Source organism: Mucilaginibacter sp. JRF, assembly GCF_015223065.1.
Classification (GTDB): Bacteria; Bacteroidota; Bacteroidia; order Sphingobacteriales; family Sphingobacteriaceae; genus Mucilaginibacter.
This window is the reverse complement of record NZ_JADFBY010000007.1, coordinates 12991-34811: the sequence shown is the minus strand read 5'-3', so window position 1 is coordinate 34811 and position 21821 is coordinate 12991. Positions and strand designations below refer to the sequence as shown.

Sequence of the window (21821 nt, the reverse complement as noted above, 5' to 3'; positions counted from 1 at the left end):
TACCTTTTGGAAAATCTGGCGGGAGCTGGGTTACCCTTTGGAGAAAAAGCGCTGATATTTGCATATTGGATAAGGATGTTGTTTAGTTTATGCTAAGATAATATATATTTTAATAAACTAAAACTTATTTAAAAAAATGAGAATGAGCGCCATACAACTTATTCCAATTTCTTAAATAAATAGTTTTTTAGTAGTAAAAATAGTTCAAATGTAATCCTTAAATAGATAAGCACACAAATCACATCATCTTCAAAATATTTAACTCTCATTTGTCAAAAGTTAAACAACAGTGCACATCATTATAAATGCAACTTATCAAGCGATGTAATATGTTTATAATATTACGGAGTAGCTTAATCTTGAGATATCATTTTCAAATCATTTGAAAGCCTAATACTTAAGTCTGAAACAGTTATTAACGCATAATATATATTTGCTAGCAAACTCCCATACCTGATTTATTTAGGTTCAAAGGAGTTAGCATTGATAAAACTAAAGGTAAAGGAAAGCCGGATCAGAAAATTAGCATACCTCCTTCGCTATCACCCCCAAGAGGTTAATAGATTATAGTAGGCTACCCTATGTATGGTCGATTAAACCTATCTTACAGCGAGAGGGAATTTTGAAACGCCCGATGATATGAGCCCCTGAATAGCGCTATATTTAAGTTTTATTTTTCAATGAATGACGGCGAAAAGGTCATTTTCCTCCCGTTTTGAGTTTATCTTGATTAGATGGGACTATATCCCTCGTTGATCAGTTTTGGTGGTTTTATGGAAAGCTGAAGTGCCTGATTCAATTTTTTTATAAAATATTCGCAGGCTTGTGGAACATGCTTTTCATCATTCTGGTGGATAAAAAACCAAATGGAAGTAAGTCCCTGATCAACCCATTGTTTTAGTCGATCAATCCAATCATCCATTCTTTTGTAATCTGTATCCGCTAAGTTGTTACCTACAAAACGAATAAAGGCATCCGTAGTAGTTAATTCCATATGAACACAGTCCCGACGACCCGCGGTGTCGGATATCACAGTACCAATGTCCAGATCATTTAGCAAATGAAATAACTCCTCGCGATGGTAGCTATCGTAATACCAATTTTTGTTGCGGACTTCAACAGCAACTTTGATAGCGGGATCTAAAGATTGAAGATAAGTTTTCAGTTGGGGGAAGCTTTTCGGAGAAAAATTATCACCTAGTTGTAGCAACAGCGGACCGAGGTGTTTGCCAAAACCACTTAAACTTTGATAAAATTGAGCGGTTTGAGGTTCCGAATTCGCTAAACGCCGGAGGTGAGTAATACTTTGAGGGAACTTTGGACAAAACTTAAAACCCGGTGATTCCGCTACCTGTATGGCCCATTTATTTATTTGCTCGGGATTATAAATCGTGTAAAATGAAGGGCCAAACTCTACTGCGTTGAAGTTTTGGCTGTACACACCGAGGAACTGATTATCAGGCAGCGATTTAGGATAAAGTCTGCCTTTCCAGCTTTTCTCTCCCCATTTGGATGCACCAATGTAAATATTTAGTTCACCCGGACGTTCTTTCGATCCGAATGTTCGTTTCGTTCGTTCTGTATCAGGTGGCAATGTAAAATCAATCCTGTCCAATGCTTCATCAACGTGACCAAATTCCATAAAGGCAAAATAAACAGTAATTTGATCAAATCCGCATAATAATTCAAAAGCAAAGTGTACACCATTATAACTTATATTTGGATATGGATGATCAAAATCCTTCTTTTTGCTTTGTAATTGACTATGCTGGTAAATCGGTACTTTGTGAAGTCATCATGCAAGAATCCGCGTACAATATTTTATTTAATGGCCGATGGATGGCATCTATTGAACACACTGAAGACTGGAATTGGATACAGGCATCAGGAGTTATACTGCCGGATGATGTGGTGCAGAAATCGGATTCAGAGTAGAAAGTGAATACAAATAATATATAGCTATATGCCGGAAATACCTGATCTGAATATTTTTAAACAAAACCTCGTTAAGAAAATCGTTGGCAAGAAATTATCAAGGATCAATATCATTATTAATCGCAGGCTTAAGGATACTGAAAAAGATATCCAGAAAGCAATAGAAGGGCAAATATTGATCGCCATTGAAAGATCCGGAAAAGAATTACACTTCGGCTTTGAAAACGGGCATAGCCTGGGTCTTCATTTAATGTTGCACGGCACCATGTATTGGTACGAGGACAACAACGACAACCGGTTTACGATTGCAGAATTGTTGTTTTCCAACGGTACGGGACTAGCCATTACTGATTGGCAAAAGGCCATTATCCTAACGCTCGACCCTAAGCTATCTTCAATTCCTGATGCGATGAAGATGCCCGAAAATTATCTAAATAAAGTACTGGCTAAAAATTCAAGGCCAATTAAAACAGTTTTGACAGACGGCAAAACTGTTACCGGAATTGGTAACGCGTATGTTGATGAAATTCTTTATGACGCTAAAATTTCGCCTTTTTCTAAGGCAAATAAAATACCTGAAGATAAGATTGATGTTCTTACCAAATCTATTCATAACGTGTTAACGAATGCGGAAATCCACATCGCGCGACATTTCCCAGATACGATCACAGAAAAAGAGCGTGATTTTCTACAGGTACACCGGCCTAAACAAAAACAAACCTTGTCAGGTGAAGATATATTGGTAGCTGAGATTAATAAGCGTAAGACGTATTATACAGCAAGTCAATTGCTCTTCGAATAGCTACTAGTAATCGGGCGTTGTTAAAATGATTTCCCGGTCACATTAATTCTTTGACGTCGCTTTACAATTTTTAGCCCTGTTGAAAACGAAATAGGATTAGCTCTGGAACCTACTTTAAACTGTAAGCGAGCCGGATACCGAAGAATTTGATCTTTGTTTAAAAATCCGCTTAAATGGCAGAGCTAACCTAATCATGAACGATAGGGGACTTTGACGAACCTGCGTCTGGAATTTTTTAAAAAAAAGGGAAGCCGATAGATTCGCAGCAGCGGTTGCGGACGGCGATCAACCTGGCTTTGTATTGGGGAAATTAAAATTGGGCTAAATGGTAAGATCACTTGAGTGACAAGTGATTTCTGTGCTGTTGCACAAAATGAAGCGGGCTTGATCTATGAAGTGACTGGTTTAGCTCATATGAGTCGTGTGGTGCTGAACGGAAGGAATCGGGGGAAGAACTACAGCGCCGCAGCGATACTGGAACGTTGCCAGGCATAGTGACGGGCGAGGAAAAAAAACAATATGGGAAAGCGCTATGGCAAGATCAAGGGGCATGCCGTAACCGGCGGGCTAGACAGGGTGACCAGCCTACCGTATTAGTGGTTCAGCAGAAAAAAAAATGAAATACAAACGGCAAAGACGACAGTGCTTTCCTGACCGTGGGATTGATTTTGTACTTTGTTAGTCAGCTGGTAGGGTTGGTCGGTTCAAAAATTACGGGCCTGGGGGCTAGCTTTATCGGATTATGTGGACTGGGTTCCCTAATGTTACTACGCTGCGGGACGATGCTCTTGCGGATCATCAAGGATAAATTGTCTAGTGATACTTTCAATCGGGATAATGAAACATTCGCACAAGAAAAGCACCTCCTTATTTTTCAAACCATTTGATTTTCTGTTGATCATATTTTAATGGATTCTGGTATGCCTGATAATAAAATTATGGCGCATCGGGATACAATTGAGGTGCGCTTTGTTTTTATTGATGAATTCAATCAAAAGAATAACACGTTAAATATATCTGCAACCACTCGAATTGCTCGCTGATTTGTTTATTGCGCATCAGGAATGGCGATTCTTGGTGCGCTCTTTATTTCCGGTAACGAAACCTTTATCTTTCGCTTTCGTTAAAATATTTAACAAGTTTATTGTGCACTTGGATGTTTAATATTTATTGGCGCAATCGGGAGTGGGTTCTGATTGCGTTTTTTTAGTTAATAAGGATCAAACAACAGCACAACTTTTAGGAATATAGCATGTTTCACACTTGAAACAGTTGATTGTAAGCGCATCCGTTTTTGGTTATCTGGGTGTGACTTTTACCAAGCAAAACAAATTCACCTTCAACGTGTTAACAAAGAGATAAAATTTCACAAAGTAAGATGGAGGCGTAGCATTGCGAGAATGTTGCGCCTTTATTATTTTAGCAAGAAATTTTATACGAAAAGTCCGTGACAAGCTGAACATTTCATAAAGTTGTATACCTTCACCACGGGTTCTAATCAACCTGAATGATGTTGGGGCTTGCCAACGGCATGTTAGTTTCGCCAACATGATCCACCTTCATAACTTATAAAACCATCCGGTAAAATGCTGGTTATAGAAACTGTTAAATTTAACAGGGGTATTAAATAATTTTAACTTTGGTGTGCATTTCGTGGCTTTAATATGCACCCTGTTTTTTGCCTATGATAATTGAAGTACTTACCGAACCTGACAAGGTTACCGGGAACATTGAATTGTTTTGTAAAATAAAGGGTATTGATCCCGCTACACTAACTCGGATAGATGATACCAATATTGATATACCTTACGGCTTTTTAGTAATCTTAAACTGGAACAGCTTAAAGAATATAAATATCTGATGAGAATGATTCATCAAGTATAACGGTTCATCTTATTTAACAGAGTTGATAACCTTAAAACTTTTCTGACATCCAATAGACTATAAATACTCCCACCAATCAAAAATAACAATTGCTAATTTTATTAGCAATTGTTATTTTTGATCATGAGTAAAGATTTATTGTTGGCCTTGTCTGCATTGTCAGCATTGGCGGCTGCTTTAATCACCCAAATGATGACAGGCTTATTCGCCCATTTGAATGAACGGCGTAAACGAAGGAATGATCTGCAGGATGCATACCGTGTTAAGAAACTGGATATTGGCGAGAACTACTTTTTTATCAATGGAGAAATGATGGATCTTGTCCGTAAAACAATCAGCTATTGGTGCAACCTGCGAAACGAGCATGACCAAGCTACGCTGAGCCTGATGAAGAAAGAAATGAACCGAATGGAAAACTACCAAGCGAAGCTCTTCGCTGATAACTGGCGGTACAATTTGGTGGAAATATATTTCCAGATACCTTTTAAGTCAGAACAAATCAGACGTGCGAACAGCCGCTCCAGACAGCTTTTTATCGAGGTGACAGATATTGCCAATAAGATCAGGACTACAGAACCCGGACAGAGTGTGGTACTTCACCATGCTTACAACGCGGCTATTTTGGATTTGTGCGCACACTATGAAGAACTATACATCCAAATAGAGAACAATATGACAGCGGTGAAAAAACAGCTACTGGCGGAGTTTGGTTCCGTACTTCCCGGCTAACCGATGTTACGGCAAATATTCGCTTTATCAAAGACGGGCCTTACTTTCTCCTTACCCCATATCTTATTGCCCGCCCGCTTGGGGTGTTTAAGAAAATGAGCATTGCGATTATTGAAATAGCGGTCAATCGCGGCAGTACATTGCTCCACGGTCGCATAATCGCTATTATGGATCACGGACTTAGCCATACCGCTGAACACCGATTCGATCACATTCAGGTGTGGTGTTCTTGCCGGCAAAGGCACGATCACTATTTCAGGAGTTCTTAGCTTAAGGCGGTAGTCCGGATCATTAACTTCTTTCAGATAGTCAGACAATTGCTGCGATTCATGCCAGCTTGCTGCGTCCCATGACATATATAAACGATCCTGCTCCTGATATTGCAGGGTAAGCACTTCTATAAGTTTGATGATCTCGTCTGTGTTTTTTTTGGTTGAATAAAACCAACTCAGTTGATTGGTAGAAAGCTCCAACGCGCAGGTGCATATAAAAAAACCTTTCCCCTTATCTATTTTATAATAAACGGGCAGCTCGCCTTTGCGTACATATTGCCGGCCTCCCTGCGGGCGTATAGATTTAGGACCGTATTCATCAATAGAAAAGAACTTTTCGTTTTTTCCAAGACCGGAAAGCACTTCCTGCAGCCGATCAAACTTTTCACGGAACAGCGGATCGTTACTGACGATCACTTCCCGGGATCGCTTGAACTTGATGCCTCGTTTTTTCAGGCAACTACCTACCAGAGAGAAACTGACAGCTTTACCTGTGAATTTACTGTAGGCATAGGCCAAATCTGTTAAAGTCCAGGAAACTTTATCTATCCCGTACAGTTTCGGGCTTTGGCGCACCATGTGCACAATGTCATCCCTCCGCTTTTCGATTGCCAGCCTTCGTTCTTCGCGCACAGGTTTTTTGTTACCGGGTCGGTTAACTGCTTCCAGCCCACCACGCTGGTAAGCCCTAATCCATCTTAGCATGGTTGCATAAGTCGTTTCGATGCGACTGGCAAGATCTCCAAGTGAATGATAGTGATACACACTCATCAGCACCACGGCGACCTGCCATAACCTCCGGTCATTACCTTTTCTCCACTTCTGTAAAATCTGCAATTCCTTTACGGTGAATTTTTCCTTGAGCTTAACACTGCTTATTTTATCCACGTTAGCGGCGAACCAGCGCTTTAAAACATAATAGAACCGGGGCTTACTGTATTCATCCGGATAGATCTCGTGGTACTTTCTGTACATCTGCTCAGCCACGATAAGCGGGCCTGGCTGCGCCAACACCAATCCGGGTATGATCCTTTCAAAATTCCGGAACCAGACGGTTGTCTCAAATATTTTTTCTTTATCGATAAAGAAATCGAAGTCGTGGAGTTTATCCGGCCGGAGCTTTTCCAGTACACGGAACTCATTAAAGTAGAAACGTACAGTCCCTGCCCGGAGTTGAAGCTTCTCCGCTATGTTCGGCACATTGAGTTCTCCTTTGATGTAATGATGCCGTATGATGTCCTTTTTATTTCGGGATATATACATGACAGTCAGACAATTATATTACATCACAAATTTACATTATTAAAACCTAAGGGATCAAATCAATCGTGTAATATCCATCCATTTTCTACTTATTGGACGTATGTAAGAGCATCTAGCCAACGATCTGTTAATTAAGCGGATAAAAGAGTTGCGGAGCACCCTGTTGGACTTTCATCGAACTACTTTATTATTAATCGGTCGGAGTTTCCAGGGTACTTATATATCCTTAATTAAATGAAAACATTAATAATAGAACTGTCGCAAATGTCTTTTCAAACACACCCCGCTTCTCCAAAAAATCCTTCAGGCGCACTCCTTTCCTTTGCACATCGTTTAAAAAATAATGTTTATGCGGAACGAGCTATATAAATATTAAAATGGAGAAATTACAAGATTCAACTCTTTAAACAACACTATAAACTTGTGACAAAGTTGCATTTAGTTATATATAATTCGCTCATTTTGGCCACTTAAAATTACAGGTTTGATACTCCTGATTGACAACCACAGGAAATATTTAGCCTTTCCTGTGGTTGTCTTTTTAAGGCTAAAACGGCTCGTAAACGAAATCTTCCAGGTATGCTTCGATCGATTCCGTATCATAGAGTATATCTTTCTTACCAGGCTGGCTATACCGAATCCGGCCTTCATCCCTCAGCTTCTGTAGGGTTGTCTTGCTTTTAATGCGTAATAACCGCATGGCTTCCGGTCCGGAGATCCATTTATCAGATTTACTCTCCTTCTTGGGGACGGTTCTTTCCAGAACAATAGCCAAAAGTTTATAGAACGCCTCACTTTCGATGCAGATCACTTCTATATTATTCATCAATTTTCCTCCTCATATTTCAAAAATATCTTACTTCGCTCGTTTCGTTTAAATGAGGGCCGGTAATCGATGTACCCAAAATCACAAAGATCCCGGATACATCGATGGAAAGTTGTACTGGACACCTTCGCCAATGGCAGAAGTTCATGTGAATAGACACTTATCCATTCCGGATATCCCAATTGCTGCCAGTAACCTACAAGCACAGCGAACAAACCAATATGACTGAGCCCGATGCGCGGATCTTTTTTAATCGCATCGAAGAACAACGCTATCGGTTTGCCCGCATTCATGGCTTAGATACGCGCCCCCTGTCTGCGGCGGTTGCCTTCTGATTGCTGATTAGTTACCTGCTCTTGTTTTGCAGCATTACTTTGATGTTGCTTGTTATCTGTTTGCTGTCCGGCGGATTGTCCGCTTGCCTGCACCTTTTGCTCTACCCCCTTGGCTACTGCCTGGCGCTGCACCTCCTGCGGCGAGAGATCACTTTGCTGGCTTTGCTCGAAAGCTTGACGGTTAACTTTCTTTATGTCAAGCTTAACGCCGTTCTCATCAAAGAAATCCAGGCGAAGCATAGCCGCGTTAGACACCAGGCTGGCTTTTACTTCCTGACCGTCTTTGATCAGCGTTACATCGACCTTATTGCCTTTTTCAAGTTGACGAGCTACACGGTCCTGCTGATACTTTTCTTCAATTCCGGCAATCGGATAACGCTCCAGTTCCTTGCCGTGATCATTCCATTTGATGATCTTGGAATTAAAATTTCCGTTATGGTCCGCGTTCCTGAAATCAAGCGCCCGCCAGGAACGGTAGATCTCCCCACCCGGTGAAGGCACCATTTTACGGCCTGTGGGACTGTCCGACTCCACCATTACAGGTTGCGGACGCAAAACGGCACGTCCGTCCAGCATGTTATAGCGCTCCTGCAGCGTATAGTTGTACTTTTGTCCAACAAAAAAAGTTTGGGTCAGATCCTCCCTTCCTTCCTTTTTCAGCGTTGCGTCGAAGCGATTAAAGAATGTCAGATCTTTTTGCGCGTCGTCCCCTTTCGAAAAGTGAAGCGTCGAGTGCAATTCATCCTTACCAAATTTCCGGATATGCTGCAAAGTAAAATCCGTAAGGTTCTGATCCATTTTCGCATGTAAATCTTTGGCGATCTCTGCGCCGAAGCCTAAGCTGAACAACTGATCCCGGTTGTATTCAAAACTTTTCTGATTCATAAGTCCTATATTTTTAATGGTTAATAATTCTTTGATAAAATACGTGGGGTCGCATGAAGTGGGTAACAGCCGCGCATCGCAGGGTTTCAGTTGATCATCATGCAACAGGATTTGACCATCCTGTGGATCAACTTTCGCATAGAACGTTTGCTCGACCGTTCGCGGACGATCCAGGTGGTTGGGAGAAGAAACCCGTACAAAACCATGGAAATCGCAATGAAGCTTAAAAAGCGCGATACCACAATAATCTTCCTGCACTCCCTCCATAGTTAACTTTAATGAGCGCCCGCGATACTCCCCGGCCAAAAGCAGGTCAGCCGGAAATTTGTCAGCCGATAGTTCTTCACCCGCGCTGATCAAAGGAGTCTAAATCTATTGTGATAATATTATAGTCGTTCGTCCTACAGCTAAAATTCATTGATACTATAAAAAATGAAATACTCAATAACCTCAATTTGCTTTTCATGACTTATTCGTTAATTGGCTGTATATTACATGCTATTAAGTTTCTTATTATTATATAATCGTAATATTCTTTTTATTTGACCTATCGAAGGGGACCATTGGGATGTTTACTGTTGTTTATGTGATTTCAGCCACAGGAAATAAACAGTATGGTTAGATAAATAAACTTTTCAGTTCCATTATCAAAAGCTCTCACCTTCAATCTCATTTGCGTATTTGTCTGAATTATGAAATCTAGTCAACGCTACACCACAGAAAGGACAGAATTTTAAATTCAATTTTGGTAAAGAAATATCAAATTTAGAATATCCAAAAGTGCTATAAAATCCCAAATTAATGGGTCCAGTATATTGCACCATTGGTAGATACTTCACTATTCTAATATTTGGTGCACTTGTCGAAGGTAGTTTTGCATATACCTCAAATTCTAAACAACAATATTTCATTTTAATTTCCTCCTACTTTTACCATAGCTTTTAATACTTGCTGCTTAATAGCTGGATTAGTGATCATATATTCTAATCCCTTTTGACCTGTTTTTGCATTAACATCATTCATTGTCTTTATTAGACCTTCTTTTATCATGTACTCGAAGTTTTGGGACGGTATTGCAAAACCTTTTGCACCAACATTGCCTTTAGCAGCGAACGAAGCTGCATATTCAGCTTCTTCAGCTAAAAATAGTGCGCCAGAATTACTTTCAGAACCAGTTAGACCTCTGTATATTATTTTTAACACATCACTCTCTTTACTTACAAATAACTCTGCGATTTGTGAAGCAGTATATCCTTTGCCTGTTAGCTCCCCAATTGCAACAACGGCTTCTTCTGCAATAAGTTTCCTTGAGAATTGGCCGACTATCGTTCGACCTAAAAACCCGAATATTGGACCAAGTATTTTACCTCCAATATATAGACTCAAATGTATAATCCGGTTTTATGCCATCATACCATAATTTATATTTCCCATTTCCAATATAACTGTAAAATTGACTGCCAAGTTTTACTCTATGGAATGGGAGATCATCTGTTGAATTGCCCGACCCTCTTTGGTACACCGTTGTCGCCGTCTCACTTATATATTCAGCTATATCTGGCTTACTTGCAGGCGAACCATCCTCATTCTTGTAAGTTCCCGTTATTGGATCGTATGTAATCATTCCATTCGGATCAATCATCCGAATGGGATTATTCATGCCGTAAGTAAATGGTGAAAACATTCTACTAACTTCCGCCAGTGGATCAATTCCGTTCCACCTCCCAATAACCGGATCATAGAACCGCGCGCTGTAATCGTACTGCCCAGTCTCTTGCATTTCATTCCCATTGTACTTATAACAATTATCGGGGCTTGGTGAGTATGCGTTACCCGGATTATATGACTGGCCAAACGCGTAGTAGTCCTGGACCTGTACGATACTACCATCCTGTTTTATCGCGGCCCTGGTATTGCCCAAGTGATCTTTCAGGTAATAATCATAGCTATACGCCGCCGCACCGTTCGGGACCGCCCTGCCTTCTTCATTGCTGATAAACGCCACTGCCGTTCCGCTGTATTCTATACCGTCAATGTACTCCCTTGTTTCCGTACCTGTCTTCCTCAGCTTGCTGCCTGCGGCATCATAAATGTAATTAATGTTGCCCGCTGTCCTGGTCACTGAGCTCGGCAAGTTAAGCATGTTATAAGTAATACCTGTTATGCCATTCCGAGTATCGGTCTTTACATTGCCGTTACCGTCATAAGTATAACTTCCTGGTTGGTTAAGCGTTCCTGCATCTGTTACGCTCCACAGCGTGTTACCCACGCCTCCTGTTTTGAATTTGTCTATGAAACAGGAATTTGCCGCCAAAAAGCACGGCAAAGTCCAATTCATTTTTAGAGATATCGATACCAACGAAATAGGTATAGTTTTTTACTTTTTCAGCAATCATGACCGACAGAGAGTTTACTAAAGCGAAAAAAAATATTTATTACTTCATTTTTAAAGAATTAGATAACTTAAAGTTAGTTGCTTTTAACTTGATAGAAGCAAAGCAGTGCGACTAAATTTTTCAAAAATCTATTACAGCTTCTAACGCTTCATCCGCTTTCTTATGCGAGAAATTCGATTGGTATTGCATCGTTGTGGTAATACTCTCATGCCTATACATCTTCTGCAGCACTTTGGGATGAATTTCTTTTTCTTCGGCACGCTGGGCAAACGCATGGCGTGCCTTATGAGGTGAGGCATTTTTTTTGATCGCCAATAAGGCCATTATTTCACCCATGTGTTCGCCGACCATGCGCGTCACCGAATTAATTCGCCTACGTAATTCAAAGCGTTCATCGGGGTTTCCCAGCTTTTTAAGATAGGGGAATACAAGGTCATGCGCTTGCTCTGCATTAAGGTAGTGCCCAAGAATTTCTGCCACCGCCGTAGGAACAGGCAATGAACCTGGCTCACCGTTTTTAGACATGGTGTAATAAAAGCGTCCATTCTGAAAATCCGACCATTTTAATAGCAGCGCATCGGTGATACGCATTCCGGCAAAGTAGAAGCATGTCAACCATAGGTTGCGGCTATGGTGTAGATGGCGTTGCTGCTCGGTGAATTGATATTGTCTAAGCAGGTTGATTTCGTCGGCGTTCAGACCGATCTTCTCTGTCTTGCCAAATTTGATCACAATCTTGTCTTTGCCACCAAAAGGATAAGTATCGTTGCCTACCAACCCTGCAGTCTTTGCCCTATTATACATGGTGCGGATTACCAACAAGTGGTTAGTCACTGTACGGTCGCTCAAAGGCTTTTGTTCTTTCTTACTTCTGTTAAAACTCATGCGCAGGAACAGCGTATAGCGGCGCAAAAACTCCACGGTGATTTCAGGAAAGGTAACTTCATTGCCAGCAAACTCATAAAAGCGTTTAAGGCGGCTTCTGTCTGACTTAAACACATCGTAATTACCCAAGCACTTTTGCTCTGATAAATAATTATCGGCAACATCTTTAAACAACGGGAGCTTTGGCGCTGGTACTGATTCCTTAACAGGCTTATGCATGATCGCCCCAATAATATCTTCAGCGTTGTAGCTCTTTTTGTCGGTTTCGAATTCAAGGATTTTACCGTTAATCTCTGATAGCCTTTTGGTAAGAAAGTTCGTCAACCGCATATGATGCGGATGGCTCTTTTTCACTTGCTGCTTCTTTGCATCCCAAAGATCGCGGGATGCAAGGGCATTCCCTTCGAACAGGTAAGAGGGATTGCCGTTCTGAGATACTTTAATGCCGATTGGAAAATTGCCGTGTTTGTCTTTACGGCTCCATGTAACAATTTTTGCGGTTGCCATGTGGAAACATTTTTAGGGTTAAAAATTTTTGTTTCCACGCCTCTCTCAAAGGTCGCATTTTGTTAACGGTTTTGTCAACGGTTCGGCTGGAGCAACCTGTGGTTTGGTGGTATTATATGAAAGCTTTGAACATAAAAAAAGGGCTTTTCCGCCCATTTCAAACCATTTCGCTACAAACACCACGGGATTATGAATCCTACGCTCTAACCATCTGAGCTACCCCGCCGGATTGTTTTTATTGTGTGCCTTTGTAAAAAGGTTTGCAAATATAGTAGAAAATAGTTTTCTTTAGAAAAATTGTTCACTTTTTACAGCCGGCGCTTATATGCTGCTGTGCTACAACCCTGATTATGCCCGATAAGAAGAAATTCAACCTGGAATATGAGATAAAATCATCTCCAAGGATACTATACACTTTTCTGAGCGAACCTAACGGCCTTTCGCAATGGTTTGCCGATGATGTTAACGTGCGCGATCAGGTTTACACCTTTACTTGGGACGATGAGCAGCATCGCGCTAAATTGGTTAACGCCAAAGAGTACAAATTAGTGCGCTTTAAGTGGCTTGATGATGAGCCTTACTACTTCGAGCTCGAAATTGTGCAGGATGAACTCACCAATGATGTTGCCCTGGCCATTACCGATTTCGCTACCGAGGATCAGATAGCCGAACGCCGTTTGATATGGGATAATCAGATAGATTACCTCATCAGCGTATTGGGCGCATAACTTGCTGCTATAGTTATACTACTTAACATTTTATAACGTTTACTTTGCACAACAGGCACAGGTACGCCCGCCTGCGGAATTTTATTTCCTTATTTTTGCAGCGTGAAAAAGATCCACCTCTTACTACTTAAATCGTTCATCAGGCCGTTTCTGGTAACATTCTTTATTGTAATGTTCGTGCTGCTGATGCTTTTTTTGTTTAAGTATATTGATGACCTGGTGGGCAAAGGCTTTGAGTGGTACATTATTGCCGAGCTGATGATGTATGCCTCGGCTACCAACGTGGCCATGGCGCTGCCGCTATCGGTACTGCTATCCTCAATCATGACGTATGGTGCCCTTGGCGAAAATTATGAGCTGGTGGCCATCAAATCGGCAGGCATATCGCTGCGCCGCGCCATGTACCCCATGACCATCGTGGTTGCTATATTGGCTGTAAGCGCGTTCATCTTTTCGGATTATATGCTGCCGGTGGCTAACCTAAAATACTACTCGCTGTTGTATGACGTTCGTCAGCAAAAATCGGCCAAGTTATTGCAGGAGGGTGTTTTTACCAACAATTTTCCGGGGGCTACGGTAAGGGTACTTCGTAAGGGTAAAGATCAGCAAACCCTGTACGATATCATGATCTACCGTAAGGATGATAAAACCAATAATATGGATGTGATGCTGGCCAAAGAGGGCAGCATGTACCGTACCATTGGTGATAAATTTTTGATACTAAGGTTAAAAAATGGCATAAGCTATACCGAGCAACGCTCAGATAAAGGATATTACCCAAGGCAGAAACTGATACGCAGGCGCTTTAAGGAAACCGAGCAAAAGTTCGATCTATCGAGCATGACCATGAAGCGCACCAATCAGGATGAATTTCGTTCGGCCTTTGTGATGATGAACCTGAAACAGCTGCGCCATTACCGCGATTCGACTGAGAAGCAGATGGACAGCACGGTAAATCTTACCTACCAAATGGTATCGCCCTATGTAAAGTTTTTTACGCTGCCCAAAAAGTCCGACTCGGTAAAAAACTATGTTACGCCTAAGAATAACGACATTATGTACGGGCTTGATATTAACGAGAAGATCAGCACCGTATCAGCCGCTATAAGCGAGGTTCGCTCTATTCAGGACATGATCAAGCAGCGCAGCGAGGGCAGTAAGGAAACCATGAAAAGCATCCGTCGTTCGGTGGTTGAATATCAAAAAAAATTCACCTTATCGGTTGCCTGTCTGGTACTGTTCCTTATCGGCGCGCCGCTGGGGGCTATTATTCGTAAAGGCGGGTTGGGTATGCCGGTAGTAATATCGGTAGTATTCTTTTTGCTGTACCACATTATCTCCACCATTGGCGAAAAGGGTGTTAAGGATGGCGCCATCCCGCCGTTCATCGGTATGTGGATAGCTATCTTTGTGCTCGCACCCATAGGCATGTTCCTGTCGTACAAAGCTGCGACTGATTCGGCCTTGTTTGATATGGAAGTGTACAAGCGCTTTTTCAACCGTATTTTTAAGCGTAAGGCGGCATAATTTAACGCCGATATATTTTACACAATACCGACCCTATTAACCCACCCTTAACGTAACTTTGTTACTATTATACTGATCTGTTAAAAGATGCTTAATACCATACCTGAAGCCATTGAAGCACTTAAAAATGGCGAGATAATTATAGTTGTTGATGATGAGGATCGTGAAAACGAGGGCGACTTTTTAACCGCCGCCCGCAATGCCACGCCCGAAGCCATTAACTTTATGGCACGTTACGGCCGTGGCCTGATATGTGCCCCCGTAACTGCCGAGCGCGCGCAGGAGCTGGAGCTCGACCTGATGGTTACCCGCAACACCACCTCGCACGAAACTAATTTTACGGTATCGGTTGATCTGTTAGGGCATGGTTGCACCACAGGTATCTCTGCTTCTGATCGTTCTAAGACCTGCCTGGCATTGATCGATCCGGCTATTAAGGCTGCCGACCTGGGCAGACCAGGCCATATATTCCCATTGATAGCTAAGGATGGTGGCGTACTGCGCCGTGCCGGCCATACCGAAGCTACTATTGACCTGGCCGTTATGGCAGGCTTTGAACCCGCGGGCGTTATCTGCGAGATAATGAACGAGGACGGCGAAATGGCCCGTGTGCCTGAGCTGATGAAGATAGCCGAAGAATTCAAACTCAAAATAATATCGATAAAAGATCTGATAGCCTATCGCCTGAGTACCGAAACATTGGTAACTAAGGAAATATCAGTAAAGATGCCTACCCAATGGGGCGATTTTGATATGATAGCTTACACACAGGTAGATACCGGCGAAAACCACATGGCTTTAATTAAAGGCACCTGGGAGCCCGATGAGCCTATCCTGGTGCGCGTGCATAGCTCATGCGTAACCGGTGATATATTCGGCTCGTGCCGCTGCGATTGCGGGCCACAGCTGCATAAGGCTATGGAGATGATAGAGCGCGAAGGCAAAGGCGTTATCATTTACATGAATCAGGAAGGTCGTGGTATTGGCTTGGTGAACAAGTTAAAGGCATATCATTTGCAGGAGAACGGCCTTGATACCGTTGAGGCTAACCTCGAGCTTGGCTTTAAGATGGATCACCGCGATTATGGTATCGGCGCGCAAATTATCCGCAGCCTGGGTATCACCAAAATGCGATTGATGAGCAACAACCCTAAAAAACGTGCGGGCTTAATTGGTTACGGTTTAGAGGTGGTTGAGAATGTGCCTATCGAAATACCGGCCAACGTACATAACGAGCATTACCTGCGTACCAAAAGGGACAAGATGGATCACGCCATTATGCGCGATCACTGATCTTCATCATCATCCTTTAGTTTGTAATTTATTGTTGGCAATGTGGTTGCCGGGGTATTTACCGGTGTCGGGGTGGTTGGCGCCGATGTGCGCCTGCCCTGCCTGAATATGTTGCGTAAAAACTCGCCCACACTATCAAAATCGCGCTGGTAAACCAAACCAATACCGTTTACATACTGCACATCCAGCGGATTAAAAGTGCTTAAGGCCGTACCACTCAATACCCTGTACGAGTAACGGGCGGTCAGGTTACCATCCTTACGGATGCGGTACAGTGCCTCAAAATCCTTAGTTAAATTACTAAAGTTTGCATTGAACAGGTTGGTATTGTTATAGAACAGGTTATTGCTGCCCGTGTTGGTGAACAAACTGCCGTTAAGTATCAGCCTGTCGCTAAACAGCCTGATCGAAGCGCTCGCTTCGTTGAACGAACGTATGTTGATATCAATATTCTTGATGTTTGATTGCGATATAAAGCTGTTCAGCTGGTTAAACGCGAACTCACTCACCGCGTCGCCTGCGGTGCTTAATACCTGCTCGTTAAGGTTACCACCACCGGTACCTGCCGTAAAGTTACGGCGAACGATAATGCTTAGCGCCTGCTGGCTACGGTTAGTATTGTCAGACAAGTAAGTCGCCACATCCTCCTTTATACTTGGCTCGGTAGGGAAGGTAAAGTCAAAATCAATGGTTGGCAGCAACAGCGATTTGGTTAGCAGCAACTGCGCCTGCACCAACACCTGCTGGTTACCCCTTGGCGATGTAAAGCCCGCCGCCGTATACAATGGCGCAATGTTGGTACGCACCTCGTAAATAGCATTCAGGTTTATCTCGGCGTTGGCCGGGTCGCCCGTCCAGCGGATGGTACCGCCCTGGTTAACCTGGAAATTCTTGCTGATAAAGTTTTTGGCCGTAAACTCAAACTTACCTGACGATATCAGGAAGTCACCAAACATCTCAAAATCGCCCAAACTGTTTATGTTCAGTTTAAGGTTACGGGTAATACCGTTGCCCTCCAGCTTACCATAGTCTGTAACTATCTTAACCGTGGTACCCTCATCTGCCGTAAGGTCAAAGTTCAGGGTAACACCGTTAAACTTCTTGGATATATCCTCAGCCTCTTTCTGGGTAGTATCGGTATGGCTTACAAAGCGGATAAAATCATAATCGCTCGCTGTTGATGAAGCATTCAACGGAATATTAAATATCGTCCCCGCTTGCGTGGCCGCCCTGATATCTATCTTCATGTTATCAATAGGCCCCGTAAAACTAAAATCGCCACTGCCAAAGGCCGTACCGTAATACAGATGATTATCCTTAAAAGTAGTGTTAAGCGCCAGCAGGTTGTTAGCCTCTACCTTAATATCAAGCGTTGGGTTTGATATATTGTTCAGGTCGACAGTACCATTTACTACGCCCTGCCCTTTGCGGTTATCCTTCAACACCATTTTGTCTATCTTCACCACGCTGTTCTCCACGTCCAGCCTGTCGCTCAGGGTGTACGGGGTTTTCAGGTAGTTTACCGTCATGCCGGTATTATTAAGGGTGATGAAACCGTTAAGCTGCGGCTTTTGCAACGAGCCGGTCAGCTTTATACTGGTAGACAGAGTGCCTTTTACATCTGACACCAAATTGCTGATGAACGGTGTAAATATAATAGCCTCGGTTTGGTTCATGTTGATATCAAAGTCCAACGCGTTCTCATCATCCTTTAATAACGAGTAGGCGCCTTCAATATCCATAGTTTCCAGGCCGCGGTTTAATATGTTCAGTCTTACAATGGCTTTTTTACGCTCATTATCCAGATTGGAGATGATCTTTACATTACCCACCTGCGTGTTGTTCATCACCAGGGTATCAATACCCAGATCGGCATCCATACCCGGCGCTTTCAGTATCGAACTTAATATCACTTCACCATTAAGTGCTCCGCTCAGAGCTATGCCCGATGGTTTGGTCAGCGGGTTCAGCGTACTCATGCGGAACTGCTTGAAAACCACATCCAGCTTATCATCCGTTTTGTCGGATATAAAGCCATCAATGGTCACCATTTGTTCGCCGTTGCTCAACTCAAAGTTTGATATCTGCGTTTTGCCATCCAGCAGCCTGATGCGTACCTGCTCCTCCAGTTTCCATTGCTCGTGGTCAAGTATAACATCTGATGGTAGCAGCTTCAGCTTGGCCGTGGTATCGCGCCCAAACTCTACCAAACCGTAAAGATCGAGCTGGTTGGTGGCATTCTTGTCAGACATTTTGATGTTGAAGTTCAAACTATCACGGTTCAAAAAATTGGTGATGTTTACATCCTTTACATACAAGCTATCCGTAAGGTCAACCTTACTTAATGATACGTTGGCGTTCAGGTATTGCGGAGCCGTGTTCTCGTCAATGATCAGGTCGTGCAGAATGATCTTGTTGTACTGTATGGTTTTAATGTAACCCGTAAGCGTTGCCGTTTCATCAGCCGAATTGAATTTGCCTATCAGCGTACCCTGATCAGGTATCTTTAACCCTGGCACAAAAACAGCCAGCAGCGGGTCAATATCCTTCAGCTTAAAGTTAAAATCAAAATCCTGCGGCTTAAATGGCTTGATATCCGTTTTTAAGGATGGGATATATTTTTTAACGATGGTTTTAAAATAATCGGGCAGGGTTGAAAGGCTGTAGTTACCGGTAATGCTGCCATTCGCCGCATCCGACTGAAATTCCAGCAACCTTTGCCGGCCGCTGCCGCTTGCTGCCAAATAAAGCGAATCAATCAGGTAATTATTCCGCGGGTTAACCAAACGTGTTTTAGATAGAAAGATATTGCCGCTGATGTTATCCAGGTTATTGCCTGAAAAATCGGCATCAAGCGTGGTGCTCACCGTAATGGTGTCCTTCATCAGGTTAAGCTTGTTGAGGCGGGCATTCTCAATGCCGGCCTTAAAATCATAAACCGGCAGTTTAGGTTTCAGGTCGATGCTACCATCAAGCCAAAGCTTTAAGTTACGATCATTTATCTTCACCAAACCATCAATAAACTTGCGCTTAAAGGTACCATCAACCACTACGTTGTTATAGGTATAACCCTTAAACTGAAAGCTTTTTAGCTTGGCATTGGCTGCAATGTTCAGGTTCTTTAAATCATCACCGCTACCCTTTACCTGCGCCGTGAACGAGGTACGGCCAATGGTATTATCATCTATCAGCGTACCCAGCGCGAATTGGTTAGTGGTTAGTTTACCGCTGTATGATGGTATGCCGTTCTTGCCTATCTTAAGGTTTATATCCGTATCAAAACGGCCAAGTTTGGTTTTGAAAGTTCCGTAGGCTACAAAATCATTTTGCAAACCGCTAAAATTGCCGCTAAAGTTTACGTTGCCAAACTTGTTCACAATAGCCGGTATCATTTGCTTATTGCTGCCGGTAAAGCGCTTCACTAAAAAGTCAAGATCCTTTTTGTTGGTGGCTATCTGCTCAATATCCATATCCATAAAGGTGTTCTCCCAATCGGGTAAACCCTTCATCCTGAAATTGCCTTTTATGTACGTGCTCTGCCCGGCGGTGATCAGCAGGTTTGATGCCCGCAAGTTATCAACCTTACCCCTGATACGCCCGTTTATACCCAGCTCAAATTGCGTTTTGGCCAAGCTGCTGGTAAAATAAGCCACATCCTTTGATGACAGGTGCGCGTTCTTAAAATCGGCATCCATGCGTACGGTACGCTCAAAATCGCTAAAATCATCAAAGGAGTTAAAGCTCATTTTAAAATGATCGCGCAGCGATGAATTAGGCGTTTGCAGCGTAAGCTGTTGCAGCATTATCTGGTTGGTATCAACCGTGGTTTGCGCCGTTAGGTTTTTGAGGTAGAAACCGCTTTTCTCCTTAAAAGTAAGCTTGTATACTGATGCCTTGAACAGGTGGTTCTTTAAATCGAGGTTGCGCACCACGGTACTGAACCCTTGTACATCAACATCATCAAAATTAACGCCCTTTACCAATGTATCGCGCAGCTGATTTTTGTACCTGAAACGCAGGTTATTGATACCGATGCGCTGGAAATTCAACGTCCACGGTTTGCTTGATTTAGTGGTATCGCCCGAGCTGAAATAGTCGAGAATAAATTGCAGGTTGGTTGTACTGTCGCGCTGCTTTTTAAGGTAGAACGAACCGTTATCCAACTGTACCGACGAAAAATCGATGTAACGTTTCTTTATACTACTGAATACCGAAAAGCCGTTAATATCAACCGTGAGCTTTGGTGTGCTCAGCAGGGTATCTTTTTGCTTATCGAGCACGTATAATCCTTCAAGCACTACCGATGAGAACGGTTTAATATAAAGGCTTTTTATATCAATTTTTGTTTTTAATTCTTCGGAAAGATAGGCCGTAGCTTTTTTGGCCGCCCAGGTTTGCACAGGTTTGTACTGAAAAGCCAACATTAGTATGCTAATCATCAATACAATGAGCAATACTATGCTTAGCGTTATTTTGAGTACTTTTTTAATAACTTTGCGTTTTAAAAGATAATTGTGCCTGTAATTTTAGCCATTGAATCATCGTGCGACGAAACCTCGGCAGCAGTATGCGCCGACGGTAACATCCTAAGCAATATTATTGCCAATCAAACCATACACGAAGCTTATGGCGGCGTTGTACCCGAACTCGCTTCGCGTGTACATCAGCAAAATATTGTCCCCGCTGTTCAACAGGCATTATTAAACGCAAAAGTAAACAAAAATGATATTGATGCGGTGGCTTTTACACGCGGCCCCGGACTTTTGGGTTCACTTTTGGTAGGTGTATCGTTCGCTAAGGCCTTCGCGCTGGCCAAAAACATCCCGCTTATTGAGGTTAACCACATGCAGGCGCATGTTCTGGCCCATTTTATTGGCGATAATAAACCGGCCTTCCCTTTTTTGTGTCTTACCGTTTCGGGCGGGCATACGCAAATTGTGCTGGTGAAGGATTATTTTGATATGGAAATAGTAGGCCAAACCCTTGACGATGCGGCCGGTGAAGCTATGGATAAGACCAGCAAGATACTGGGCCTGCCCTACCCGGGTGGTCCGCTGATTGACAAACATGCCCGCAGCGGCAACCCCGATGCCTACAAATTCCCGGAGCCGCAGATACCCGGTTTTGACTTTAGCTTTAGCGGATTAAAGACCTCTATCCTGTACTTTATCAGGGATAATGTTGCTGCCAATCCCAATTTTATTGAGGAGAACATTAACGATATATGCGCATCGGTTGAGAAACGAATTGCTACAATTTTGTTGAACAAACTGCGCAAGGCTGCCGACCAATACGGCATTACCGATATTGCTTTGGCGGGTGGTGTATCGGCCAATACCGGTTTACGCCAGGGCTTGCTGCAATTAGGCGAAAAACTGGGCTGGCGTACCTTTATCCCAAAAATGGAATATTGTACAGACAATGCCGCCATGATAGCCATTGCCGGTTACCACAAATACCTGAAAGGCGAATTTATTGGGCAGGATGTGGCTCCGCTGGCACGTATGCCGTTCTAAGTACTGACATTCCGCTGAACCTATTTGGCAACTAATAT

At 42.8% G+C, this 21821-nt stretch carries 17 protein-coding genes; 9 read left to right on the top strand and 8 right to left on the bottom strand.

What is annotated here, in order from left to right:
* Positions 1 to 730: 730 nt before the first annotated feature.
* Positions 731 to 1642: a DUF72 domain-containing protein gene (locus IM792_RS16095; RefSeq protein WP_194102924.1), complete on the bottom strand. Its 912-nt coding sequence runs from the start codon at positions 1640 to 1642 to the stop codon at positions 731 to 733.
* An 83-nt stretch (positions 1643 to 1725) separates the two neighbouring features.
* Between IM792_RS16095 and IM792_RS16090 the strand changes: the two genes are divergently transcribed.
* The 4 genes from IM792_RS16090 (at position 1726) to IM792_RS16075 (ending at position 5350) form a co-directional block, all read left to right on the top strand.
* On the top strand, positions 1726 to 1935 hold the full coding sequence (locus tag IM792_RS16090; RefSeq protein ID WP_194102923.1) for a hypothetical protein: 210 nt from the start codon (positions 1726 to 1728) through the stop codon (positions 1933 to 1935).
* 28 nt (positions 1936 to 1963) lie between these two features.
* On the top strand, positions 1964 to 2737 hold the full coding sequence (locus IM792_RS16085) for a DNA-formamidopyrimidine glycosylase family protein (RefSeq protein WP_194102922.1): 774 nt from the start codon (positions 1964 to 1966) through the stop codon (positions 2735 to 2737).
* 1684 nt (positions 2738 to 4421) lie between these two features.
* On the top strand, positions 4422 to 4598 hold the full coding sequence (locus tag IM792_RS16080) for a hypothetical protein (RefSeq protein WP_194102921.1): 177 nt from the start codon (positions 4422 to 4424) through the stop codon (positions 4596 to 4598).
* Positions 4599 to 4744: 146 nt separating this feature from the next.
* Positions 4745 to 5350 carry a hypothetical protein gene (locus IM792_RS16075; RefSeq protein WP_194102920.1) on the top strand — a complete coding sequence of 202 codons (606 nt, stop codon included), beginning with the start codon at positions 4745 to 4747 and terminating at the stop codon, positions 5348 to 5350.
* On the opposite strand, the gene IM792_RS16070 is transcribed toward IM792_RS16075, so the two are convergent.
* Positions 5347 to 6822, bottom strand: a complete 1476-nt coding sequence (locus IM792_RS16070; protein ID WP_194102919.1) for an IS630 family transposase — start codon at positions 6820 to 6822, stop codon at positions 5347 to 5349. The genes IM792_RS16075 and IM792_RS16070 overlap by 4 nt on opposite strands.
* Positions 6823 to 7119: 297 nt before the next feature.
* Here IM792_RS16070 and IM792_RS21430 point away from each other — a divergent pair, with 297 nt between their 5' ends.
* On the top strand, positions 7120 to 7254 hold the full coding sequence (locus IM792_RS21430; RefSeq protein WP_255521512.1) for a hypothetical protein: 135 nt from the start codon (positions 7120 to 7122) through the stop codon (positions 7252 to 7254).
* Between the two features lie 178 nt (positions 7255 to 7432).
* Here IM792_RS21430 and IM792_RS16065 read toward each other — a convergent pair whose 3' ends face one another.
* The 5 genes from IM792_RS16065 to IM792_RS16045 all read right to left on the bottom strand — a co-directional run bounded on the left by IM792_RS16065 (position 7433) and on the right by IM792_RS16045 (position 12719).
* Positions 7433 to 7711: a helix-turn-helix domain-containing protein gene (locus IM792_RS16065; RefSeq protein WP_228085171.1), complete on the bottom strand. Its 279-nt coding sequence runs from the start codon at positions 7709 to 7711 to the stop codon at positions 7433 to 7435.
* 296 nt (positions 7712 to 8007) lie between these two features.
* Complete coding sequence (locus IM792_RS16060) at positions 8008 to 9291, bottom strand: hypothetical protein (RefSeq protein ID WP_194102918.1); 1284 nt, start codon at positions 9289 to 9291, stop codon at positions 8008 to 8010.
* A 552-nt stretch (positions 9292 to 9843) separates the two neighbouring features.
* Complete coding sequence (locus IM792_RS16055; RefSeq protein WP_194102917.1) at positions 9844 to 10317, bottom strand: hypothetical protein; 474 nt, start codon at positions 10315 to 10317, stop codon at positions 9844 to 9846.
* The gene (locus IM792_RS16050; protein ID WP_194102916.1) at positions 10295 to 11269 is read right to left on the bottom strand and encodes an RHS repeat-associated core domain-containing protein; all 975 of its coding nucleotides are present in this window, start codon (positions 11267 to 11269) and stop codon (positions 10295 to 10297) included. The genes IM792_RS16055 and IM792_RS16050 overlap by 23 nt, the downstream gene beginning before the upstream one ends.
* A 178-nt stretch (positions 11270 to 11447) precedes the next feature.
* Positions 11448 to 12719: a site-specific integrase gene (locus IM792_RS16045; protein WP_194102915.1), complete on the bottom strand. Its 1272-nt coding sequence runs from the start codon at positions 12717 to 12719 to the stop codon at positions 11448 to 11450.
* A 350-nt stretch (positions 12720 to 13069) separates the two neighbouring features.
* On the opposite strand from IM792_RS16045, the gene IM792_RS16040 reads away from it, so the two are divergent.
* From IM792_RS16040 to IM792_RS16030, 3 genes are all read left to right on the top strand, one after another.
* Positions 13070 to 13447, top strand: coding sequence for an START-like domain-containing protein (locus IM792_RS16040; protein ID WP_194102914.1), 378 nt, complete (start codon positions 13070 to 13072; stop codon positions 13445 to 13447).
* A 102-nt stretch (positions 13448 to 13549) separates the two neighbouring features.
* Positions 13550 to 14974 (top strand): LptF/LptG family permease, encoded by a 1425-nt coding sequence (locus IM792_RS16035; protein WP_194102913.1) that lies wholly within the window; start codon positions 13550 to 13552, stop codon positions 14972 to 14974.
* Between the two features lie 87 nt (positions 14975 to 15061).
* A complete protein-coding gene (locus IM792_RS16030) occupies positions 15062 to 16267 on the top strand; it encodes a bifunctional 3,4-dihydroxy-2-butanone-4-phosphate synthase/GTP cyclohydrolase II (protein ID WP_194102912.1) in 1206 nt (401 codons plus the stop codon).
* Here IM792_RS16030 and IM792_RS16025 read toward each other — a convergent pair.
* Positions 16261 to 20706: a translocation/assembly module TamB domain-containing protein gene (locus tag IM792_RS16025; RefSeq protein ID WP_194102911.1), complete on the bottom strand. Its 4446-nt coding sequence runs from the start codon at positions 20704 to 20706 to the stop codon at positions 16261 to 16263. The genes IM792_RS16030 and IM792_RS16025 overlap by 7 nt on opposite strands.
* Positions 20707 to 20781: 75 nt before the next feature.
* Here IM792_RS16025 and tsaD point away from each other — a divergent pair, with 75 nt between their 5' ends.
* On the top strand, positions 20782 to 21783 hold the full coding sequence (gene tsaD / locus IM792_RS16020) for a tRNA (adenosine(37)-N6)-threonylcarbamoyltransferase complex transferase subunit TsaD (protein WP_194102910.1): 1002 nt from the start codon (positions 20782 to 20784) through the stop codon (positions 21781 to 21783).
* The last annotated feature ends 38 nt before the right edge of the window (positions 21784 to 21821 follow it).

Excerpts from the sequence above, each read along its gene's own strand:
- IM792_RS16090 (WP_194102923.1), top strand. The coding sequence starts at position 1,726 with ATGGATGATCAAAATCCTTCTTTTTGCTTTGTAATTGACTATGCTGGT.
- IM792_RS16065 (WP_228085171.1), bottom strand. The coding sequence starts at position 7,711 with ATGAATAATATAGAAGTGATCTGCATCGAAAGTGAGGCGTTCTATAAA.
- IM792_RS16030 (WP_194102912.1), top strand. The coding sequence starts at position 15,062 with ATGCTTAATACCATACCTGAAGCCATTGAAGCACTTAAAAATGGCGAG.
- IM792_RS16075 (WP_194102920.1), top strand. The coding sequence starts at position 4,745 with ATGAGTAAAGATTTATTGTTGGCCTTGTCTGCATTGTCAGCATTGGCG.
- IM792_RS16025 (WP_194102911.1), bottom strand. The coding sequence starts at position 20,706 with ATGATTAGCATACTAATGTTGGCTTTTCAGTACAAACCTGTGCAAACC.
- IM792_RS16085 (WP_194102922.1), top strand. The coding sequence starts at position 1,964 with ATGCCGGAAATACCTGATCTGAATATTTTTAAACAAAACCTCGTTAAG.
- IM792_RS16040 (WP_194102914.1), top strand. The coding sequence starts at position 13,070 with ATGCCCGATAAGAAGAAATTCAACCTGGAATATGAGATAAAATCATCT.
- IM792_RS16095 (WP_194102924.1), bottom strand. The coding sequence starts at position 1,642 with ATGGAATTTGGTCACGTTGATGAAGCATTGGACAGGATTGATTTTACA.
- IM792_RS16080 (WP_194102921.1), top strand. The coding sequence starts at position 4,422 with ATGATAATTGAAGTACTTACCGAACCTGACAAGGTTACCGGGAACATT.
- IM792_RS16050 (WP_194102916.1), bottom strand. The coding sequence starts at position 11,269 with ATGAATTGGACTTTGCCGTGCTTTTTGGCGGCAAATTCCTGTTTCATA.
- IM792_RS21430 (WP_255521512.1), top strand. The coding sequence starts at position 7,120 with ATGAAAACATTAATAATAGAACTGTCGCAAATGTCTTTTCAAACACAC.
- IM792_RS16045 (WP_194102915.1), bottom strand. The coding sequence starts at position 12,719 with ATGGCAACCGCAAAAATTGTTACATGGAGCCGTAAAGACAAACACGGC.